This is a genomic window from Bradyrhizobium sp. USDA 4516 (genome assembly GCF_054055915.1).
Genome location: NZ_JBSRXT010000001.1, coordinates 3,900,445 through 3,917,148, shown reverse-complemented (window position 1 = coordinate 3,917,148; position 16,704 = coordinate 3,900,445). Strand labels below are relative to the sequence as shown.

General features: G+C 64.9%; 17 protein-coding genes. 7 read left to right on the top strand and 10 right to left on the bottom strand.

Annotation, left to right across the window (positions count from 1 at the left end; all coding sequences use genetic code 11):
* Positions 1–167: 167 nt before the first annotated feature.
* From ACVI1L_RS18105 to ACVI1L_RS18080, 6 genes are all read right to left on the bottom strand, one after another.
* Positions 168–941 (bottom strand): thioesterase family protein, encoded by a 774-nt coding sequence (locus ACVI1L_RS18105; RefSeq protein ID WP_456783402.1) that lies wholly within the window; start codon positions 939–941, stop codon positions 168–170.
* A gap of 124 nt (positions 942–1,065) precedes the next feature.
* Positions 1,066–2,037 carry an NAD(P)H-dependent flavin oxidoreductase gene (locus ACVI1L_RS18100; protein ID WP_168857332.1) on the bottom strand — a complete coding sequence of 324 codons (972 nt, stop codon included), beginning with the start codon at positions 2,035–2,037 and terminating at the stop codon, positions 1,066–1,068.
* A gap of 181 nt (positions 2,038–2,218) precedes the next feature.
* The gene (locus ACVI1L_RS18095; RefSeq protein ID WP_375166527.1) at positions 2,219–2,758 is read right to left on the bottom strand and encodes a hypothetical protein; all 540 of its coding nucleotides are present in this window, start codon (positions 2,756–2,758) and stop codon (positions 2,219–2,221) included.
* A gap of 82 nt (positions 2,759–2,840) precedes the next feature.
* On the bottom strand, positions 2,841–3,422 hold the full coding sequence (locus tag ACVI1L_RS18090; RefSeq protein WP_028334775.1) for a YqaA family protein: 582 nt from the start codon (positions 3,420–3,422) through the stop codon (positions 2,841–2,843).
* 70 nt (positions 3,423–3,492) lie between these two features.
* The gene (gene hisE / locus ACVI1L_RS18085) at positions 3,493–3,888 is read right to left on the bottom strand and encodes a phosphoribosyl-ATP diphosphatase (protein ID WP_456783401.1); all 396 of its coding nucleotides are present in this window, start codon (positions 3,886–3,888) and stop codon (positions 3,493–3,495) included.
* Between the two features lie 118 nt (positions 3,889–4,006).
* Complete coding sequence (locus tag ACVI1L_RS18080) at positions 4,007–4,441, bottom strand: hypothetical protein (RefSeq protein WP_229190265.1); 435 nt, start codon at positions 4,439–4,441, stop codon at positions 4,007–4,009.
* A 265-nt stretch (positions 4,442–4,706) separates the two neighbouring features.
* Between ACVI1L_RS18080 and ACVI1L_RS18075 the strand changes: the two genes are divergently transcribed.
* The 6 genes from ACVI1L_RS18075 (at position 4,707) to ACVI1L_RS18050 (ending at position 12,533) form a co-directional block, all read left to right on the top strand.
* Positions 4,707–5,762, top strand: coding sequence for an ABC transporter substrate-binding protein (locus tag ACVI1L_RS18075; RefSeq protein WP_456783400.1), 1,056 nt, complete (start codon positions 4,707–4,709; stop codon positions 5,760–5,762).
* Positions 5,763–5,966: 204 nt separating this feature from the next.
* Entirely contained in the window at positions 5,967–7,745 is a 1,779-nt protein-coding gene (locus ACVI1L_RS18070; RefSeq protein WP_316395922.1) for a glucan ABC transporter ATP-binding protein/ permease, read from the top strand.
* A gap of 203 nt (positions 7,746–7,948) precedes the next feature.
* Positions 7,949–9,397 carry a D-alanyl-D-alanine carboxypeptidase family protein gene (locus tag ACVI1L_RS18065; protein WP_456783399.1) on the top strand — a complete coding sequence of 483 codons (1,449 nt, stop codon included), beginning with the start codon at positions 7,949–7,951 and terminating at the stop codon, positions 9,395–9,397.
* Positions 9,398–9,573: 176 nt separating this feature from the next.
* Positions 9,574–11,256, top strand: a complete 1,683-nt coding sequence (locus ACVI1L_RS18060; RefSeq protein WP_076825259.1) for a long-chain fatty acid--CoA ligase — start codon at positions 9,574–9,576, stop codon at positions 11,254–11,256.
* Between the two features lie 22 nt (positions 11,257–11,278).
* On the top strand, positions 11,279–11,836 hold the full coding sequence (locus ACVI1L_RS18055; RefSeq protein ID WP_057016402.1) for a DUF924 family protein: 558 nt from the start codon (positions 11,279–11,281) through the stop codon (positions 11,834–11,836).
* Between the two features lie 211 nt (positions 11,837–12,047).
* Positions 12,048–12,533: a peroxiredoxin gene (locus tag ACVI1L_RS18050; protein WP_018269652.1), complete on the top strand. Its 486-nt coding sequence runs from the start codon at positions 12,048–12,050 to the stop codon at positions 12,531–12,533.
* A gap of 278 nt (positions 12,534–12,811) precedes the next feature.
* Here ACVI1L_RS18050 and rnhA read toward each other — a convergent pair whose 3' ends face one another.
* The 3 genes from rnhA to ispH are packed head-to-tail and all read right to left on the bottom strand — an operon-like array spanning position 12,812 to position 15,221.
* Entirely contained in the window at positions 12,812–13,264 is a 453-nt protein-coding gene (rnhA, locus tag ACVI1L_RS18045; RefSeq protein WP_168857327.1) for a ribonuclease HI, read from the bottom strand.
* Positions 13,261–14,241 (bottom strand): homoserine kinase, encoded by a 981-nt coding sequence (locus tag ACVI1L_RS18040; protein WP_283064905.1) that lies wholly within the window; start codon positions 14,239–14,241, stop codon positions 13,261–13,263. Before ACVI1L_RS18040 ends, rnhA begins: the two co-directional genes overlap by 4 nt.
* A 5-nt stretch (positions 14,242–14,246) precedes the next feature.
* The gene (ispH, locus tag ACVI1L_RS18035) at positions 14,247–15,221 is read right to left on the bottom strand and encodes a 4-hydroxy-3-methylbut-2-enyl diphosphate reductase (RefSeq protein WP_057016404.1); all 975 of its coding nucleotides are present in this window, start codon (positions 15,219–15,221) and stop codon (positions 14,247–14,249) included.
* Positions 15,222–15,450: 229 nt separating this feature from the next.
* On the opposite strand from ispH, the gene ACVI1L_RS18030 reads away from it, so the two are divergent.
* Complete coding sequence (locus tag ACVI1L_RS18030) at positions 15,451–16,149, top strand: DUF1013 domain-containing protein (RefSeq protein WP_057016405.1); 699 nt, start codon at positions 15,451–15,453, stop codon at positions 16,147–16,149.
* Between the two features lie 109 nt (positions 16,150–16,258).
* Here the strand turns inward: ACVI1L_RS18030 and ACVI1L_RS18025 are convergent, their stop codons facing one another.
* Positions 16,259–16,531, bottom strand: a complete 273-nt coding sequence (locus ACVI1L_RS18025; RefSeq protein ID WP_075969207.1) for a hypothetical protein — start codon at positions 16,529–16,531, stop codon at positions 16,259–16,261.
* Between the last annotated feature and the right edge of the window lie 173 nt (positions 16,532–16,704).

The window sequence follows — 16,704 nt, the reverse complement described above, 5'->3', positions numbered from 1 at the left end:
ACCGCGAATCGGTGAAACAACCCCATGCACAGTACGTGATCGGTCTTCGCCAGCCCCTGAAACGGGGGAAGGTCGGGATTGGGGTCAGCTGATCCCCACCCGCTTTGCTCTGGCGAGCAAAGCCACCTCCCCTTTTTCGAGGGGAGATGGAAGAAGCGCAGCGCGTCCTAGCGCCGCTCGATGACCAGGCTCTGGACCGCCTGGCCGAAATAGCCGCGCTGATCGGCGAGCCGCGACATTGCAAGCCCGGCGCCGTCGGGCCCGATCCAGGACTGGCCGTCGAGCAGGATCCAGTCGCCGACCGGCTCGCGCGCCAGGCTCACCGAGAGATCAGCGTTGATGAAGGTCCATCGGCTGAAATCGAGCGCCGGCGAGGTGCCGTTGGAGAAGTCCGAGGCAACCACTGCCCGCATCGCCTGCGAGACGGCGGCGCCCGCAATCAGCGGGCGGTCGACGCGGAACCATATCGCGCCAGGTCCCGTCACGCCGAAGCGGCCGCGCGCGGCCCGCATCGAGATGCATTTCACGAACGGACTGTTCGCAAGATTGCCCGGCTCGATCATACTTTCGTCGGGGCCCGGCAGATCGACGGCAAGCGCTGTGATGTCAGGCGGCAATTCGGCCGTCTGTTGCTTGATCTTGAGCACGGTGGCCGAAACCACGAGAACGCCGTCGGCAAGCAGCCTGACGCCACAGAGCTGGATCTTGCGGCCGTCGCGCAGGATCTCGCTCGAGACCGTCAGCGGCGCCACCGGCACCGGGCGCATCAGGTCGATGGTGACGCGCGCGATCCGCATCGGCACCGGCGTCGGAAGGGCTTCGGCCGCCCACACCACCAGCGCTGCCGGTGCGGAGCCATGCTGCATCCGCGGATCCCACGGACCCGCGGCGTCGGGACTGGTGACGACGCGGTCGCCGTCGACGCGAAAGATCGGTTCCATCACAGCATGATCCGGAAAAGTGGGACGCAGTTTTCCCCGCGACAAACGCGAAGCGTTTGCGCGTGGATCATGCTGAAATGAAGAGCTGAAGCGCGATGATGATTCATCGTGATCTCATCGTGCTTCAGGCAAGCACCGGATCGACCGCGTCCTCATACTCTTTCCTGAACCGGGCGATCAGCTCGGCCGCAGGCACCACCTTGGAGATGCTGCCGACGCCCTGGCCCGAGCCCCAGATCTCCTTCCAGGCCTTCGGCTTGGCGCGCTCGCCGGACGTATCGGTGCCGAAGCTCATCTTGGAAGGATCGGAGGTCGGCAGGTTTTCCGGATCCATGCCGGCCGCGACGATCGACGGCTTCAAATAATTGCCGTGCACGCCGGTGAACAGGTTGGAGTAGACGATATCCTCGGCGGACGAATTGGTGATCATGTCCTTGTAGCCCTCGACCGCGTTTGCCTCCTTGGTCGCGATGAAGGCGGAGCCGATATAGGCGAAGTCGGCGCCGATGATGCGCGCGGCGCGGATGGCGCGGCCGTTGGAAATGGTGCCCGACAGCGCGATCGGCCCGTCGAACCATTGCCGCGTCTCCGCTACGAACGGGAACGGCGACAGCGTGCCGGCATGACCGCCGGCGCCGGCCGCGACCAGGATCAGGCCGTCGGCGCCCTTCTCGATCGCCTTGTGCGCGAACTTCTGGTTGATCACGTCGTGGAAGACGATGCCGCCCCAGCCGTGGACGGCCTGGTTGAGCTCCTCTCGCGCGCCGAGCGAGGAGATGATCATCGGCACCTTGTGCTTCTCGCAAAGCGCCATGTCGTGATCGAGCCGGTTGTTCGACTTGTGCACGATCTGGTTCACCGCGAACGGCGCCGACGGCCGTTCCGGATGCGCCTTGTCATAGGCGGCGAGCTCTTCCTTGATCCGGTACAGCCATTCGTCGAGCAACTCCGGCGGCCGCGCGTTCAACGCCGGAAACGAGCCGACCACGCCGGCCTTGCACTGCGCGATAACGAGGTCGGGCACGGAGATGATGAACAGCGGCGCCCCGATCACGGGAAGAGACAGGCGGCCCTTGAACAGAGCAGGCATGGACATTTGAAGCGGATCCTCAAGCGTTGGTCGTTGATTGGTCTCGAATGCTGACCGTCATACCAACAAGGCAATCTTTCCAGTGTCAAGTATTGCGTTTTGGCGCTGCAAAAAAGATGACAAATCCTCATCCTGAAACCGTGTTTTCGCGGGCGCCTGGCATCCCAGACGCAAAGCCTGGCCGCCGCTATTGGCAGACCGCCCGTGTCACGAAATTTTCCGTCCTGCAGTCGTTCGGGCCGCGCTTGTGGCCCGGCAGATAGACCAGCGGCGAGCATTTCTCGGAGGCGTCGGTATCGATGCCCTTACCTTCCCGAAACCCCTTGCTCTGGCACAGCCGGTCGGCGCCGATCTTGCAGTCCGGCGCACCGTTCGAGGCCACCACGCAGGCCGCGCGTCCGGTCACCACCGTCGAGGGGCGCGCGATGTTCGACAAATCGTTGATGGTCTCGCCGGGGCTCTTCAGCGGCGGCAGCGCCGATTTCGACTTCTCGAACAGCTTTCCGATTTCGTTGATCAGCCCGGGATTCTCGCGCTCGACCGGCGCCGGCGGCAGCTCGATCTGTTGCTGCTGGGATTCAACGGGCTGCGGCGACGGCGACTGCACGCCGAGCGCGGGCGGCGCGGATTGCGCCCATCCTCCGTCGACCGCAGGCAGCGCCATCGACAGTGCAAGGCCCGCCATCGCAACGCGCGCCCTGGCGGGATTGAGTCTCGCAGGATTCACCGGTCGTCGATTCCATCGGCCATCGCAGCGAGCGTAGTCCGAAGCCGTCCGTGGACAAAGACGCGAACGACTAGAACTTTGGTCAGATCAGCTTGAATGCGACGACAAAGCCCAGCACCAGCACGATCGCGCCGATCGCGACCCACAGGCCGAGCCGCTTCTCGAGTTCGGCGCGGATGAAATCGCCATAGCGGTTGAGCAGCACCGCGACGAAGAAGAAGCGGCCGCCGCGCGCGACGATCGAGCACAGGATGAACAGCCAGATGTTGTAGCCGGCAAAGCCCGAGGTGATCGTCACGAGCTTGTAGGGGATCGGCGTCAGTCCCTTCAGCAGGATGATCACGGCGCCCCATTCGGCGTAGGAGGCGCGGAACGCGTCGACCTTGTCGGAGAGACCGTAGAGATGGATGAGCCACTGCCCGAGCGAGTCGTAGAGCAGTGCGCCGATCGCGTAACCGAGCACGCCGCCGGCAACCGACGCCACCGTGCAGACCGCGGCGAACCACCACGCCCGCTTCGGCCGCGCCAGCGACATCGGCAGCAGCATGATGTCGGGAGGGATCGGGAAGAAGGAGCTCTCGGCGAAGGCGACGGCCGCGAGAATCCACAGCGCATAGGGCTTGTCGGCCGCCTCGACGCACCAGTCGTAAGTCCGTTTCAACATGGGCGCGATGAACCATCATGGAGCGGATTTGTCCATGCCGGGATTGAGCTGAAATTTGGTTGATTTACGGCTACCGTTTGCGCAGCCGGTTCTCCAGCGCGACAATTCGGCGCCGAACCACCGGGACCGGCCCCGGTTTGGGCAGCTTGACCGGCGACTTCGGCAGCTTCTCGGCGATCCCGAGCAGCCGCTCGCGCCGCTCCATCTCGCGCCAGACATCCTCCGGCTTCACGCCAGCCGACGCCCAGAGAACGGCGAGGTTGTAGAACAGGTCGGCGCTTTCGCGAATGACGGCATCCGACTTGCCGCTGACGGCGTCGATCACGACTTCGATCGCTTCCTCGGCGAGCTTCTTGGCCATCTTGGCCGGGCCGCGCTGGAACAGCCGTGCCGTGCGCGACGTAGCCGGATCAAGATCCTTGGCCGCGATCACCGCCTGGTAAAGCCGCTCGATCGAATCACTCATGCTTCGAGCCTAGTCGAAACGCGTCGCCAGCGTGTTAACGGCGACGACGAAAAAATCCACCGGGCCGCGGCCGGTGGATTGGATGCTTTGTGACAGTTCTGAGAACCGCCGACGGCCGTCAGTACGGCTGATACGGCAGTTGCGACCGCCGCCCGTAATAGCCGCGGTAACCATAGTACGGTCCGCCGCCGTAATAGACCGGGCCGCCACCATAGTAGACGGGACCACCGTAGTAGCCCGGGCCACCATAGTAGCCGTAGGAGTCGTAATAGTCGCGACGGCTCTGGGCTGCGGCGATCGCGAGGCCCGTGCCGACGATCCCGGCGAACGCAGCCGCAGCCGCTGCGCCACCGCCGCCATAGTAGCGACGGCGGGCACTGATGTCGGTCGCGCCGCTCGTGCCTTGTGACGTCGTCACAGCGGTCGCCTTGCCTGCCGAAGCGGAGCCTGCGAACGCCATCGTCGGCTCGACGGCCGTCAACGTCACTGCAGCAACCGTTGCCAATGTGGCTGCGCGGCCAATGGACGAAAAAACACCTTTTCGCGCAAACATTGCAGTCATCCTTTGTGGAAGCTGGCCCGACGGGCCTTGGTTAGCTAACCCACTGCCTCCAGATTAGGTTCCCCAAACCGAATGCAAGCTGAACGACCTGAGGTGAAAACATGGCAAGCCGAAGCCTGGCAGTCATCGACCGTTCACCTTGCCTGGGGCAAAATGCCTGCAAATAACGCTTGAAATTGACGCTTGCTCTGGCGCATTCGATGTCATGAAGCAGGCGCGCCGGCGCGGCACTTTGTCTCGCCTCCCGGATGTCATGATGCAGGTAAGTCGGACCACCGTTCTCCGCTGGATGCTGGCCGGCATGATCGGCCTCGCAGGAGGCGTGTGGCCGGCGCTGACGCCGCTGCGCGCCAGCGATCCGCCGCCGCCGCTCACCATCCAGTTCACGCTCGACCGTCCGCTTGATGCCGCCGCAGCGCCATTTGTGATGGCGTTATCCGGCGGCCTGTTCAGCGCCGAGGGCCTCAGCGTCGGCACCAACGTCGCGACCAGCTCGGCGGATGCCATCGCGCGCGTCGCCGACGGCTCGAGCGATTTCGCCCTCGTCGACATCAACTCGCTGATCCGCTTTCGCGACGAGCCCGGTGCTGCGCCCGTCAAGGCGGTGTTCGTGCTGTTCAACCAGGCGCCTTATGCGATCATCGCGCGCAAGAGCCGCGGCATCAGGACGCTGACCGACATGCAGGGCAAGAGCCTCGGCGTCGCCGAGGGCGACCTCTCGATCCGGCTATGGCCCGCGGTCGCGAAGCAGAACGGCATCAAGCTGTCGGGCGTGAAGCAGAGCACGATCAGCGCCGCGGTGCGCGAGCCGATGCTCTCCGCCGGCCAGGTCGATGCCGTCACCGGCTTCTCCTATCTCTCGGCGATCAATTTGCGCGATCGCGGCGTGCCCGCCGACGATCTCGCGGTGCTGCGCTTCGCCGACTATGGCTGCGAGGCCTACGGCTTTGCCGTGATCGTCAGCCCGCGCCTTGCCGCCGCGAAGCCGGATGCGGTGAAAGGATTCGTGCGCGCGGCAATCCGCGGCACCAACCTCGCGATCAAGGATCCGGCCCGCGCCGCCGGCGAGGTCGCGAGCCGCATGGATGGCGGCTCGCGCGATCTGGAGCTGGAGCGGCTGAACGCCATCATCCGCGACAACATCCTGACCAGCGAGGTAAAGCGCGACGGCATCGGCGGCATCGAAGCGGAGCGCTTCGAGCGCTCGGTCGACCAGCTCGCGGAGGACTTCAAATTCCAGAAGCGGCCGCACGCCGCCGACATCTTCGACGAGGCTTTCCTGCCGCCGATCGACGGCCGGCTGGTGAATTGACGGCTCCGCTCTGCTCGTCATGGCCGGGCTTGACCCGGGCATCCACGTCTTCGATGACCGCCTGCAAGAAAGGCGTGGATGGCCGGGTCAAGCCCGGCCATGACGGAGTGCGATGCACTGCCGGCCGCTGGCCCTGCATCGCGAACCCTGATTAAATTGCATTCTCGCCTGATCGGGCGCCCACCGCTGACGAGTGCCGCCGGCATGTCCATGCTTCGCCTCTATACCCGCGTCCTCGAACTGCTCGGCAAGGAGGCGCGGCTCGGCTGGATCCTGGCCATCGCCAACGTGCTACTCGCCGGCGCGCAATTCGCCGAGCCGGTGCTGTTCGGCAAGATCGTCGACGTGCTGTCGGGCCGGCCGGTCACCGGGCTGTTCGCGACCTCCTCGGCATGGCCGCTGCTCGTCGCCTGGGCGGTGTTCGGCCTGTTCACGATCGGCTGCAGCGCGATCGTGGCGCTGCAGGCCGACCGGCTGGCGCACCGCCAGCGCCAGGCGGTGCTGACCGATTATTTCGAGCACATCCTGCAGCTGCCGCTGACCTTCCATTCCGGCACCCATTCCGGGCGGCTGATGAAGGTGATGCTGAACGGCACCGACGCCCTGTGGCGGCTCTGGCTCGGCTTCTTCCGCGAGCATTTCGCCGCGATCATGTCGCTGATCGTGCTGCTACCGCTTTCGCTCTACATCAACTGGCGGCTGGCGATCCTGCTGTTCGGGCTCTGCGTCGTGTTCACCGTGCTGACCACGCTGGTGGTGCGCAAGACCTACGGCATGCAGAGCGAGGTCGAGGCCTATTACAGCGACCTCTCGGCACGCGCCTCGGACGCGCTCGGCAATGTCGCGCTGGTGCAGAGCTTCGTGCGGATCGATTCCGAGGTGCAGGGCCTGCGCTACGTCGCCGACAAGCTGCTCGCGGTGCAGATGCCGGTGCTGTCATGGTGGGCGCTGGTCACCGTGATCACACGCGCCTCGACCACGATCACGGTGCTCGCGATCTTCACCGTCGGCATCGCGCTGCATAACCAGGACCTCACCACGGTCGGCGAGATCGTGATGTTCGTCTCGTTCGCCACCATGCTGATCCAGAAGCTCGAGCAGGTGGTCAGCTTTATCAACAACGTGTTCATGGAAGCGCCGCGCCTGCAGGAGTTCTTCGACGTGCTCGACGCGGTGCCGGCGGTGCGCGACCGGCCCGGCGCGGTCGATCCCGGACGGCTGTCCGGCCTCGTCGAGTTCGACGACGTCTCGTTCTCCTATGACGGCAAGCGGCCGGCGATCGAGGATCTCAGCTTCACCGCTCTGCCGGGCCAGACCATCGCGCTGGTCGGCTCGACCGGCGCCGGCAAGTCCACCGCGATCGCGCTGCTGCATCGCGCGTTCGATCCGCAATCGGGCATCATCAGGATCGACGGTATGGACATACGCGCACTGAAGCTGACGGCGCTGCGGCGAAACATCGGCGTGGTGTTCCAGGAGGCGCTGCTGTTCAACCGCTCGCTCGCCGACAATCTGCGCGTCGGCAAGCCCGACGCCACCGACGAGGAGCTGCGCACCGCCGCGGCGCGCGCGCAGGCGCTGGATTTCATCGAGCGCAGCGAAAAGAAGTTCGATACCCATGCCGGCGAACGCGGCCGCATGCTGTCCGGCGGCGAACGCCAGCGGCTGTCGATCGCGCGTGCGCTGCTGAAGGATCCGCCGATCCTGATCCTCGACGAGGCCACCAGCGCCCTCGACGCCGTCACCGAGGCCAAGGTGAATGCCGCTCTCGACGAAGTGATGAAGGGCCGTACCACCTTCGTGATCGCGCACCGCCTGTCCACCATCCGCCACGCCACCCGCATCCTGCTGTTCGACCAGGGGCGGGTGATCGAAAGCGGAACTTTCGATGAACTGGTGGCGAAAGGCGGGCGTTTTGCCGAGCTGGCGCGGGCCCAGTTCATGGTCCAGGAACAGGCGCGCGCCGGCATCGAGACACCATAATTCCCGCCTTTCCAATTGAGGCGGCTGCCGAAATTCAGCCGATTTCGTCCACGATATAATTCCCCGGCCTCTGTTCTCTGCTGGCAAGCCGGTATAGGGTTTGCATCGCCGCAATGCGGCGCCGGACACGCTTGAAACCCGTACGTCACAATCGCAAGACCTCCTTTTTTCAAGGCGGGTCTCAAAGGACCGGAACCGGATTCGTGCACCTTCCTCGCCCGTCATTGAAATGGATTCTGGCCGTCGCGATGCTCGCCATCGCCGCGCCGCAAATGGCGCAAGCCGAGGCACTGCTGGTTGTCGAGGCCGATTCCGGAAAGGTGCTGCAGGCCGACAATGCGACGATGCCGTGGTACCCGGCTTCGCTCAGCAAGATGATGACGGCCTATGTGACGCTGAAGGCGGTCAAGGACGGCCGCGTCTCGCTCGACACGCTGCTCACGGTGTCGCCGACCGCGTCGTCGCAGTCGCCATCGAAGATGGGCTTCCGGCCCGGCACCCAGGTCACCGTCGACAACGCGCTGAAGATGATGCTGGTGAAGTCGGCCAACGACATGGCCGTGGTGCTGGCCGAGGGCATCGGCGGTTCGATCGACGGCTTTGCCGGGATGATGAACCAGACCGCGCAAAGGCTCGGCATGACGCAAACGAGCTACGTCAATCCGAACGGCCTGCCCGCCGACGGCCAGATCACCTCGGCGCGCGACATGGCGATCCTCGCCCGCGCCATCATCCGCGACCTGCCGGAATACGAGTATTTCGTCCACATCCCGTCGATCCGCTTCGGCCGCCGCATCACCCAGAACTTCAACAAGCTGATCGGCCGCTATCCCGGCGCCGACGGCTTCAAGACCGGCTTCATCTGCGCCTCCGGCTACAATCTCGTGGCGTCGGCGACGCGTGACGGCAAGCGGCTGATCGCCGTGGTGCTCGGCGCCTCCTCGGGCCGCATGCGCGCGATCCGCGCCGCGCAGCTCCTGGACCGCGGCTTTGCCAACAATGGGATGGCGTGGCTGCGGCCCTCGCTCGGCACCGTCGACAATCTGGTGCCGATCGATTCCACGCCGCCGAACCTGCGCGAGGAGATGTGCGGTCCCAAGCACAAGCGGCCCGCCAGCGACGAGGACGCCGAAGACACCGTCGCCAGCGCCGGAAGCTCCAGCACCAATGGCGACGGCGGCGTCAGCTTCTTCGCCTCGGGCCTGCAGGCTGCGATGCCGACCAAGCCGGCTGACATGCTGGCGCAGCCCGCCGCGGCCTCCGAGCCGGTCGTGGTTTATACGGGGCCGACCAAGACCGGTGCTGCGTTGATCGCCGCGGTCGAGGCCGACACCGAGAAGATGCAGCCGGTCAAGCGCGCCAAGGGCAAGCACAGCCGCGTCGCGGGCAAGAAGCCCGATGCGGCCGATGACGCGAAGGCCGACACCAAGGGCGCCTCCAAGTCGGACAACAAGCCGGCGGCCAAGCCCGCGCGTCACGCCAACGCCAAGCCGGATGCCGCAGCTGCGAAGACGGCCGCGGCCGACAAGCCCGCCGCCGCAAAGCCTGCCGGCAAGCCGGCGGCGGCAAAGCCGGCTGCCAAGCCCAAGACTGCGGCCGACAAACCCAAGGCTGCCGACAAGCCGAAAGCCGACGCCAAGCCGGCCGGCTAGCACAGCGCCCGCCCGTCATTTCCGACCGTCATTTTCTCCAATGCGTCGATAACGCGCAGCGGCTTGCCATTGGCCGCGGCATCGCTCAATACTGACTGAAATATCGCGGCCAAAGGTCGGAAAACCCGGAAGCAATCCGGGACATCAGCCAAATTTGAGAGAGGGGATTGACCATCATGGAGCGCATCTGGCTCAAGCATTATCCGGCCGGCGTGCCCGCGGATATCGACGTCACGCAATATTCGTCGCTGGTCGAATTGCTGGAAGAAAGCTTCAAGAAATTCGCCGATCGCAAGGCGTTCATCTGCATGGACAAGGCGATCACCTATCGCGAGCTCGACGGGATGTCGACGGCGCTCGGCGCCTACCTGCAGAGCAAGGGCCTGCAGAAGGGCGCACGGGTCGCGCTGATGATGCCGAACGTGCTGCAATATCCGATCGCGACCGCCGCCGTGCTGCGCGCCGGCTATGCCGTGGTCAACGTCAACCCGCTCTACACCCCGCGCGAGCTCGAGCACCAGCTCAAGGATTCCGGCGCGGAGGCGATCATCGTTCTGGAGAACTTTGCCACCACCGTGCAGAAGGTGCTTCCCAACACCGCGGTCAAGCACGTGATCGTCGGCAGCATGGGCGACCTGCTCGGCCTCAAGGGCGTGATCGTCAATCTGGTGGTGCGCCGGGTGAAGAAGATGGTGCCGGCCTGGTCGATTCCCGGCGCCGTCGGCTTCAACGAGGCGCTGTCGGCCGGCCGCGCCGCCAAGCTCAACAAACCGACGCTGACGCTCGATGACGTCGCCTTCCTGCAATATACCGGCGGCACCACCGGCGTCTCCAAGGGCGCGACCCTGCTCCACCGCAACATCCTGGCCAACGTGCTGCAGAACGACGCCTGGCTGCAGCCGGCGCTGGCGAAGCCGCCGATCGTCGAACAGATGGTCATCGTCTGCGCGCTGCCGCTCTATCACGTCTTCGCGCTCACCGCCTGCTATCTGCTGGGCATGCGGGCCGGCGGCACCAATCTGCTGATTCCGAATCCGCGCGACATGGCGGGCTTCGTCAAGGAGCTGTCGAAGTACCAGGTCAGCTTCTTCCCGGCGGTCAACACCCTCTACAATGGCCTGCTGAACACGCCCGGATTCGACAAGCTCGACTTCTCCAAGCTGAAGATCGCCAACGGCGGCGGCATGGCGACGCAAAGGCCGGTCGCCGAGAAATGGTTGAAGGTTACGGGCATCTCGTTGTCGGAAGGCTATGGCCTGTCGGAGACGTCGCCGACCCTGACATGCAATCCTGCAACGATCGAGGAGTTCTCCGGGACGATCGGCCTTCCCGTCCCCTCGACCTGGCTCTCGATCCGCGACGATGACGGCAATGAGTTGCCGATCGGCGAGGCCGGCGAAATCTGCGCCAAGGGCCCGCAGGTGATGGCGGGCTACTGGAACAGGCCGGACGAGACCGCGCGCGTGATGACGGCGGACGGCTATTTCCGCACCGGCGACATCGGCGTGATGGACGAGAAGGGCTACACCAAGATCGTCGATCGCAAGAAGGACATGATCCTGGTCTCCGGCTTCAACGTCTATCCGAACGAGATCGAGGAAGTGATCGCAAGCCACCCGGGCGTGCTCGAATGCGCCGTGATCGGCGTGCCCGACGCGAAGTCCGGCGAAGCGGTGAAGGCCTTCGTGGTCAAGAAGGACCCGAACATCACCGCCGAGGACATCATCAAGTTCAGCGCCACCCAGCTCACCGCCTACAAGGTGCCGAAGCAGATCGAGTTCAGGACCGACCTGCCGAAGACCAATGTCGGCAAGATCCTGCGCCGCGAGCTGCGCGACGAGAAGAAGGCCGCGGCCTAAGGCGTGAGTGGACTGACGTTCGATGTCTGACGCAAGCCTCGCGACGCCGGCTGACGTGCTTGGCTTCTGGCGGAATGCCGGCCGCGACCGCTGGTACAAGCACGACGACGCCTTCGATGCCGAGATCCGCAGCCGCTTCCTTGCCACCTGGCAGAAGGCGGCTGCCGGCGAATTGTCGTCATGGGAGGCGAGCGATGAGGGCGCGCTGGCGCTGACCATCGTGCTCGACCAGTTTCCGCGAAACCTGTTTCGAGGCGACGCCAGGACCTTTTCAAGCGATGCGCTGGCGCGTGAAGTGGCAAGGCGCGCCATCGACCGCGGCGTCGATGCGCGGACCGCCCCCGTGCTGCGCGAATTCCTCTATCTGCCGTTCGAGCATTCGGAGGACCTCGACGACCAGCAGCGCTGCGTGACGCTGTTCGGGCAATATGACTGCCATCCCGACAACCTGAAATACGCCGAGGACCACGCTGACATCATCCGCCGGTTCGGCCGCTTCCCGCACCGGAATCGCGTGCTGGGCCGGCAGACCACGGCCGAGGAGCAGGCCTTTCTCGACGCCGGCGGGTTTTCCGGCTGATGACGGAACGGTGACCAGAGCCTTTTTCCGTTCCGATTGAATCGGAACGGGGCTCTAGATTCTTGTTTTGACGCGTTTTCTTCACGCGAACCGGGATCCACTTCGCTCGAAAACGCTTTGGCCTCCGGCATTGCCGTTCTTCGGCGAGCCCGTATTGTGCCGTGCTGTAGCCGGGTTTAAGACAGTTCCGCTTCACCGAGGGAGAACAACGATGACGATCAATGTTGGCGACAAGCTGCCGGAGGCCAAGTTTCGCGTGATGACCGCCGAGGGTCCGCAGGTCAAAACCACCGACGACATTTTCAAGGGCAAGAAGGTCGCCCTGTTCGCGGTGCCCGGCGCCTACACCGGCACCTGCCACAAGATGCATCTGCCGAGCATCTTCCTCAACGCCTATGCCATGAAGAACAAGGGCGTCGACACCATCGCGATCGTCTCGGTCAACGACGCCTTCGTGATGAACGCCTGGAAGCGCGACACCGACCAGCGCGACGAAGCCGTCTTCCTCGCCGACGGCAACGCCGACTTCGCCAAGGCGATCGGCATGGAGCTCGACGCCTCCGGCAACGGCCTCGGCATCCGCTCCAAGCGCTACTCGATGCTGGTCGAGGACGGCGTGGTGAAGAAGCTCAACCTCGAGCCCGCCCCGGGCAAGGTCGAGGTTTCCGGCGGCGACACGCTGCTCGGTCAGCTCTAAGCCGACGCTTCTTCCCTTCTCCCCTTGTGGGAGAAGGTGGCGCGGATGCAATCCGCGCCGAATGAGGGGTCTCTATCCGCGGAGACAGACCCCTCACCCGTCCGCGATGCTGCGCATCGCGTCCACCCTCTCCCACAAGGGGAGAGGGCAAGATCGCCGAAATTTAGGGAATCGTAGGATGGGTAGAGCGCAGCGAAACCCATTGCCTTCGTGCCGTGCATTGAGATGATGGGTTTCGCTGCGCTCTAGCCATCCTACGCACCCGACACGCTGCGGGCCTAACTCTTCAACTTCGCCATCGCCACGCCTTCGCGCGCCAGCTCGTCGGCGCGTTCGTTCTCAGTGTGGCCGGCGTGGCCCTTGATCCAGTGCCAGCGCACCTCATGCGGCTTCAGCGCGGCGTCCAGACGCTGCCACAGCTCGACATTCTTGACCGGCTTCTTGTCGGCGGTGCGCCAGCCGTTGCGCTTCCAGCCATGGATCCAGCCGGTGATGCCCTGGCGGACATACTGGCTGTCGGTGGTGAGATCGACCACACAGGGCTTCTTCAGCGCTTCCAGCGCCGAGATCGCCGCCATCAGCTCCATGCGGTTGTTGGTGGTGTGCGCCTCGCCGCCCTTCAATTCCTTCTCGACCTCGCCGAATCTGAGGATCGCGCCCCAGCCGCCCGGCCCCGGATTTCCGGAGCAGGCACCATCGGTGAAAACAGTCACATGCGGCTTTTCGCTCACGCCGCGCACCCGGCCGGCGTGATGCCGTAGTCGTTGATAGCAGCGACGCTCTGCTGGAAGCGCAGCTTGCGGACATATTCCAGCGGGTCCTTCGGCTGCACCAGCGCGCCTTCGGGCACGTTGAGGAAATCGACCAGGCGCGTCAGCAGGAAGCGCATCGCGGCACCGCGCGCGAGCAGCGGCAGCGCGGCCTCTTCCGCCGCCGACAGCGGGCGCTCGCGGCCATAGGCGTTGAGCAATGCGCGCGCCTTGGTGACGTTGAAGGAATGATCCGGCTCGAAGCACCAGGCGTTGAGGCAGATCGCGACGTCGTAGGCCAGGATGTCGTTGCAGGCGAACGGGAAGTCGATCAGGCCCGAGAGCCTGTCGCCCAGAAAAAACACGTTGTCGGGAAACAGGTCGGCATGGATCACGCCGACCGGCAGATCGGTCGGCCAGGCGGCTTCGAGATGATCGAGCTCGCGCGCGATGAAGTCGTGCAAGCCCGGCTGCACGCTGTCGGCCCGCGCGGCGGCGAGATCGAACAGCGGCCGCCAGCCGGAGACCGACAGCGGATTGTTGCGGACCAGCGGAAAATCCCGGCCGGCAACGTGCATTTTGGCCAGCGCCTCGCCGACGCCGGAGCAATGCGCCACGTTCGGCCGCCGCGGCCACACGCCCTCGAGGAAGTTGATGATCGCGGCGGGCCGGCCGGCGAGCCGGCTAGTGACTTCGCCCTTGCGGTTGCGCGCCGGCTGCGGGCACGACACGCCGCGCTCGGCGAGATGGGCCATCAGCGACAGGAAATACGGCAGGTCGTCCTCCGCCACGCGCTTCTCATAGAGCGTGAGGATGTAGGCGCCCTGGCTGGTGTGCAGCAGGAAGTTCGAATTCTCGACGCCCTCGGCGATGCCCTTGTAGGAGAGCAGTTCGCCGATGTCGTAGCTTTTGAGGAATTCCGCGAGGTCTTCGGCGGCAACGTCGGTGTAGACCGCCATATGGTCTATTCCGCCGCGGCAGCGTCAGGCCGCAGCGAACGCGGCAGCGGGAAGAACTCGTTCTCCTCCGCGGCCGAGACCGTCTCCACGTGCAGTTCATAGCGCTCGGCGAAGGCGCCCATGATCTCCTCGACGATCACTTCCGGCGCAGAGGCGCCCGCGGTGATGCCGAGGCTCGTGATGCCTTCGAACCTGCTCCAGTCGATGTCGCTGGCGCGCTGGGCGAGCACGGCGATCGGACAGCCCTCGCGCTCGGCGACCTCGCGCAGGCGCTGCGAGTTCGACGAGTTCGGCGCGCCGACCACGATCAGGGCGTCGACCACCGGCGCCACCTTCTTGACCGCGAGCTGACGGTTGGTGGTCGCGTAGCAGATGTCCTCCTTGTGCGGACCATTGACGTTCGGGAAGCGCTGCTTGAGCAGCGTCACGATCTCCGCGGTGTCGTCGATCGACAGCGTGGTCTGGGTCACGAAGGCGAGGTTGTTGGGGTCCTTCGGAACAAAGGTCTTGGCGTCCTCGGCGGTCTCGATCAGGGTCACGGCGCCCGCCGGCAGCTGCCCCAGCGTGCCGACCACCTCGGGGTGGTGGGAATGGCCGATCAGCAGGATCTCGCGGCCGCGCTTGAAATGGATCGCCGCCTCGCGGTGGACCTTGGTCACCAGCGGGCAGGTCGCGTCCAGCGAGAAGAAATTGCGGGATTTGGCCTCGGCGGGAACCGATTTCGGAACGCCGTGGGCCGAAAACACCACCGGCGCGTTGGTATCGTCGGGAATTTCGGCCAATTCCTCGACGAAAATGGCGCCTTTGGTCTTCAGGCTGTCGACCACATACTTGTTATGGACGATTTCGTGCCGGACATAGACCGGCGCACCATAAATGGTGAGGGCACGTTCGACCGTGTCGATGGCACGGACCACCCCGGCACAAAAGCCGCGGGGGGAACAAAGCACGATTCTAAGGTCGGGTTTTTTGGCTGACATCGGGCTGTCTCGGGGCAATCTCGGGACCGAATCACCCCTCGCCGGCGGGCGGGGAACGGCCAATTTGAGTAAGGACTTGGGACTGCTTTCGGGCGCTGTCAAGGCGATTTTGCTGGCCCATTGCGCCATTCCCCCCGGAGGGCTTATATAGGCCCTATAATTCCCGTCATCGCCGATGACTACCAGCTTCGCCTCGACAGAGGTGGGCGAAGCACAAAGGAGATTTGCCATGAGCAACGCACCGCTGATGCCGAAGGCGACTGCCGTGTGGTTGGTCGACAATACCGCCCTGACCTTCGATCAGGTGGCCGATTTTACCAAAATGCACCCCCTCGAGGTCCGCGCCATCGCCGACGGCGACGCCGCCCAGGGCATCAAGGGCATGGACCCGATTTCGAACGGCCAGCTGACCCGCGAGGAGATCGAGCGCGGCGAGCGCGACCAGAACTACCGCCTCAGGCTCCAGGAGAGCAAGGTGGTGCTGCCCTCCGCCGCCAAGAAGAAGGGCCCGCGCTACACCCCGGTGTCGCGCCGCCATGAGCGTCCGAGCGCGATCCTCTGGCTGGTCCGCAACCATCCCGAGCTGAAGGACGCCCAGATCATGCGTCTGGTCGGCACCACCAAGACCACGATCGCCAGCGTGCGCGACCGCACCCACTGGAACGCCTCGACCCTGACCCCGATGGACCCGGTGACGCTCGGCCTGTGCTCGCAGATCGAGCTCGATTTCGAGGTGCAGCGCGCCGCCAAGGAGAAGCCGACCACCACGGTCTACGGCGGCGCCACGCTGCTGCCGGCCTCCGAGACCACGCGCAAGGACGAGCTGGACGATCAGCCGATCGAGCGCCACGACGATCTCAACGTCGATGCCGTGTTCGCCAAGCTGAAGACGATCGGCGGCAAGAAGCCCGCCGACGACGAAGAGTAAGCGCGGATCGCGCAACTCGAAGCGCAGAATACGAAACGCGGCAGGGCAACCTGCCGCGTTTTTGCTTGGAAGCGCATGCGATGGGCGTGACGACGGCCGTCGGCGCGGCTCAATGCCGGTCGGGATTGTTCATCATGTATTCGCCGAGATCGCGCTGCCTTCGATCGGTGCGGGCTTCGGCGTTCTGGCGCTGCACGTCGCGGTTCTTGCGGCAGGCGACATAATCAGGCGAGCCGACCGCCACCTTGCCGCCGGCCTGGCAGTACTGGTCGTCGTCGCCCATGCTCTCCGCGATCGGCGATCGGCCGCGTTCGAGGCAGCCTGCAAGCAGCGGCAGCGCGAGCAGCAAGGCGAGAGGCGCGCGAGCGGAAATGGATCGCATCCGTGGGTCCGTATCTCATGGCATATGACAGGGAGGCCGGGATGACCCGGCAATCCATCAAAATCAAGCCCGTTTTGCTTCCGAATGCGGAAGTCTTGTTCCACAGGTGCCGACCTCAGGCGCGGGAGGTGCCAGCACCCCCTCGCCCCGCTCTTGCGGGGTCGAGACGAGCG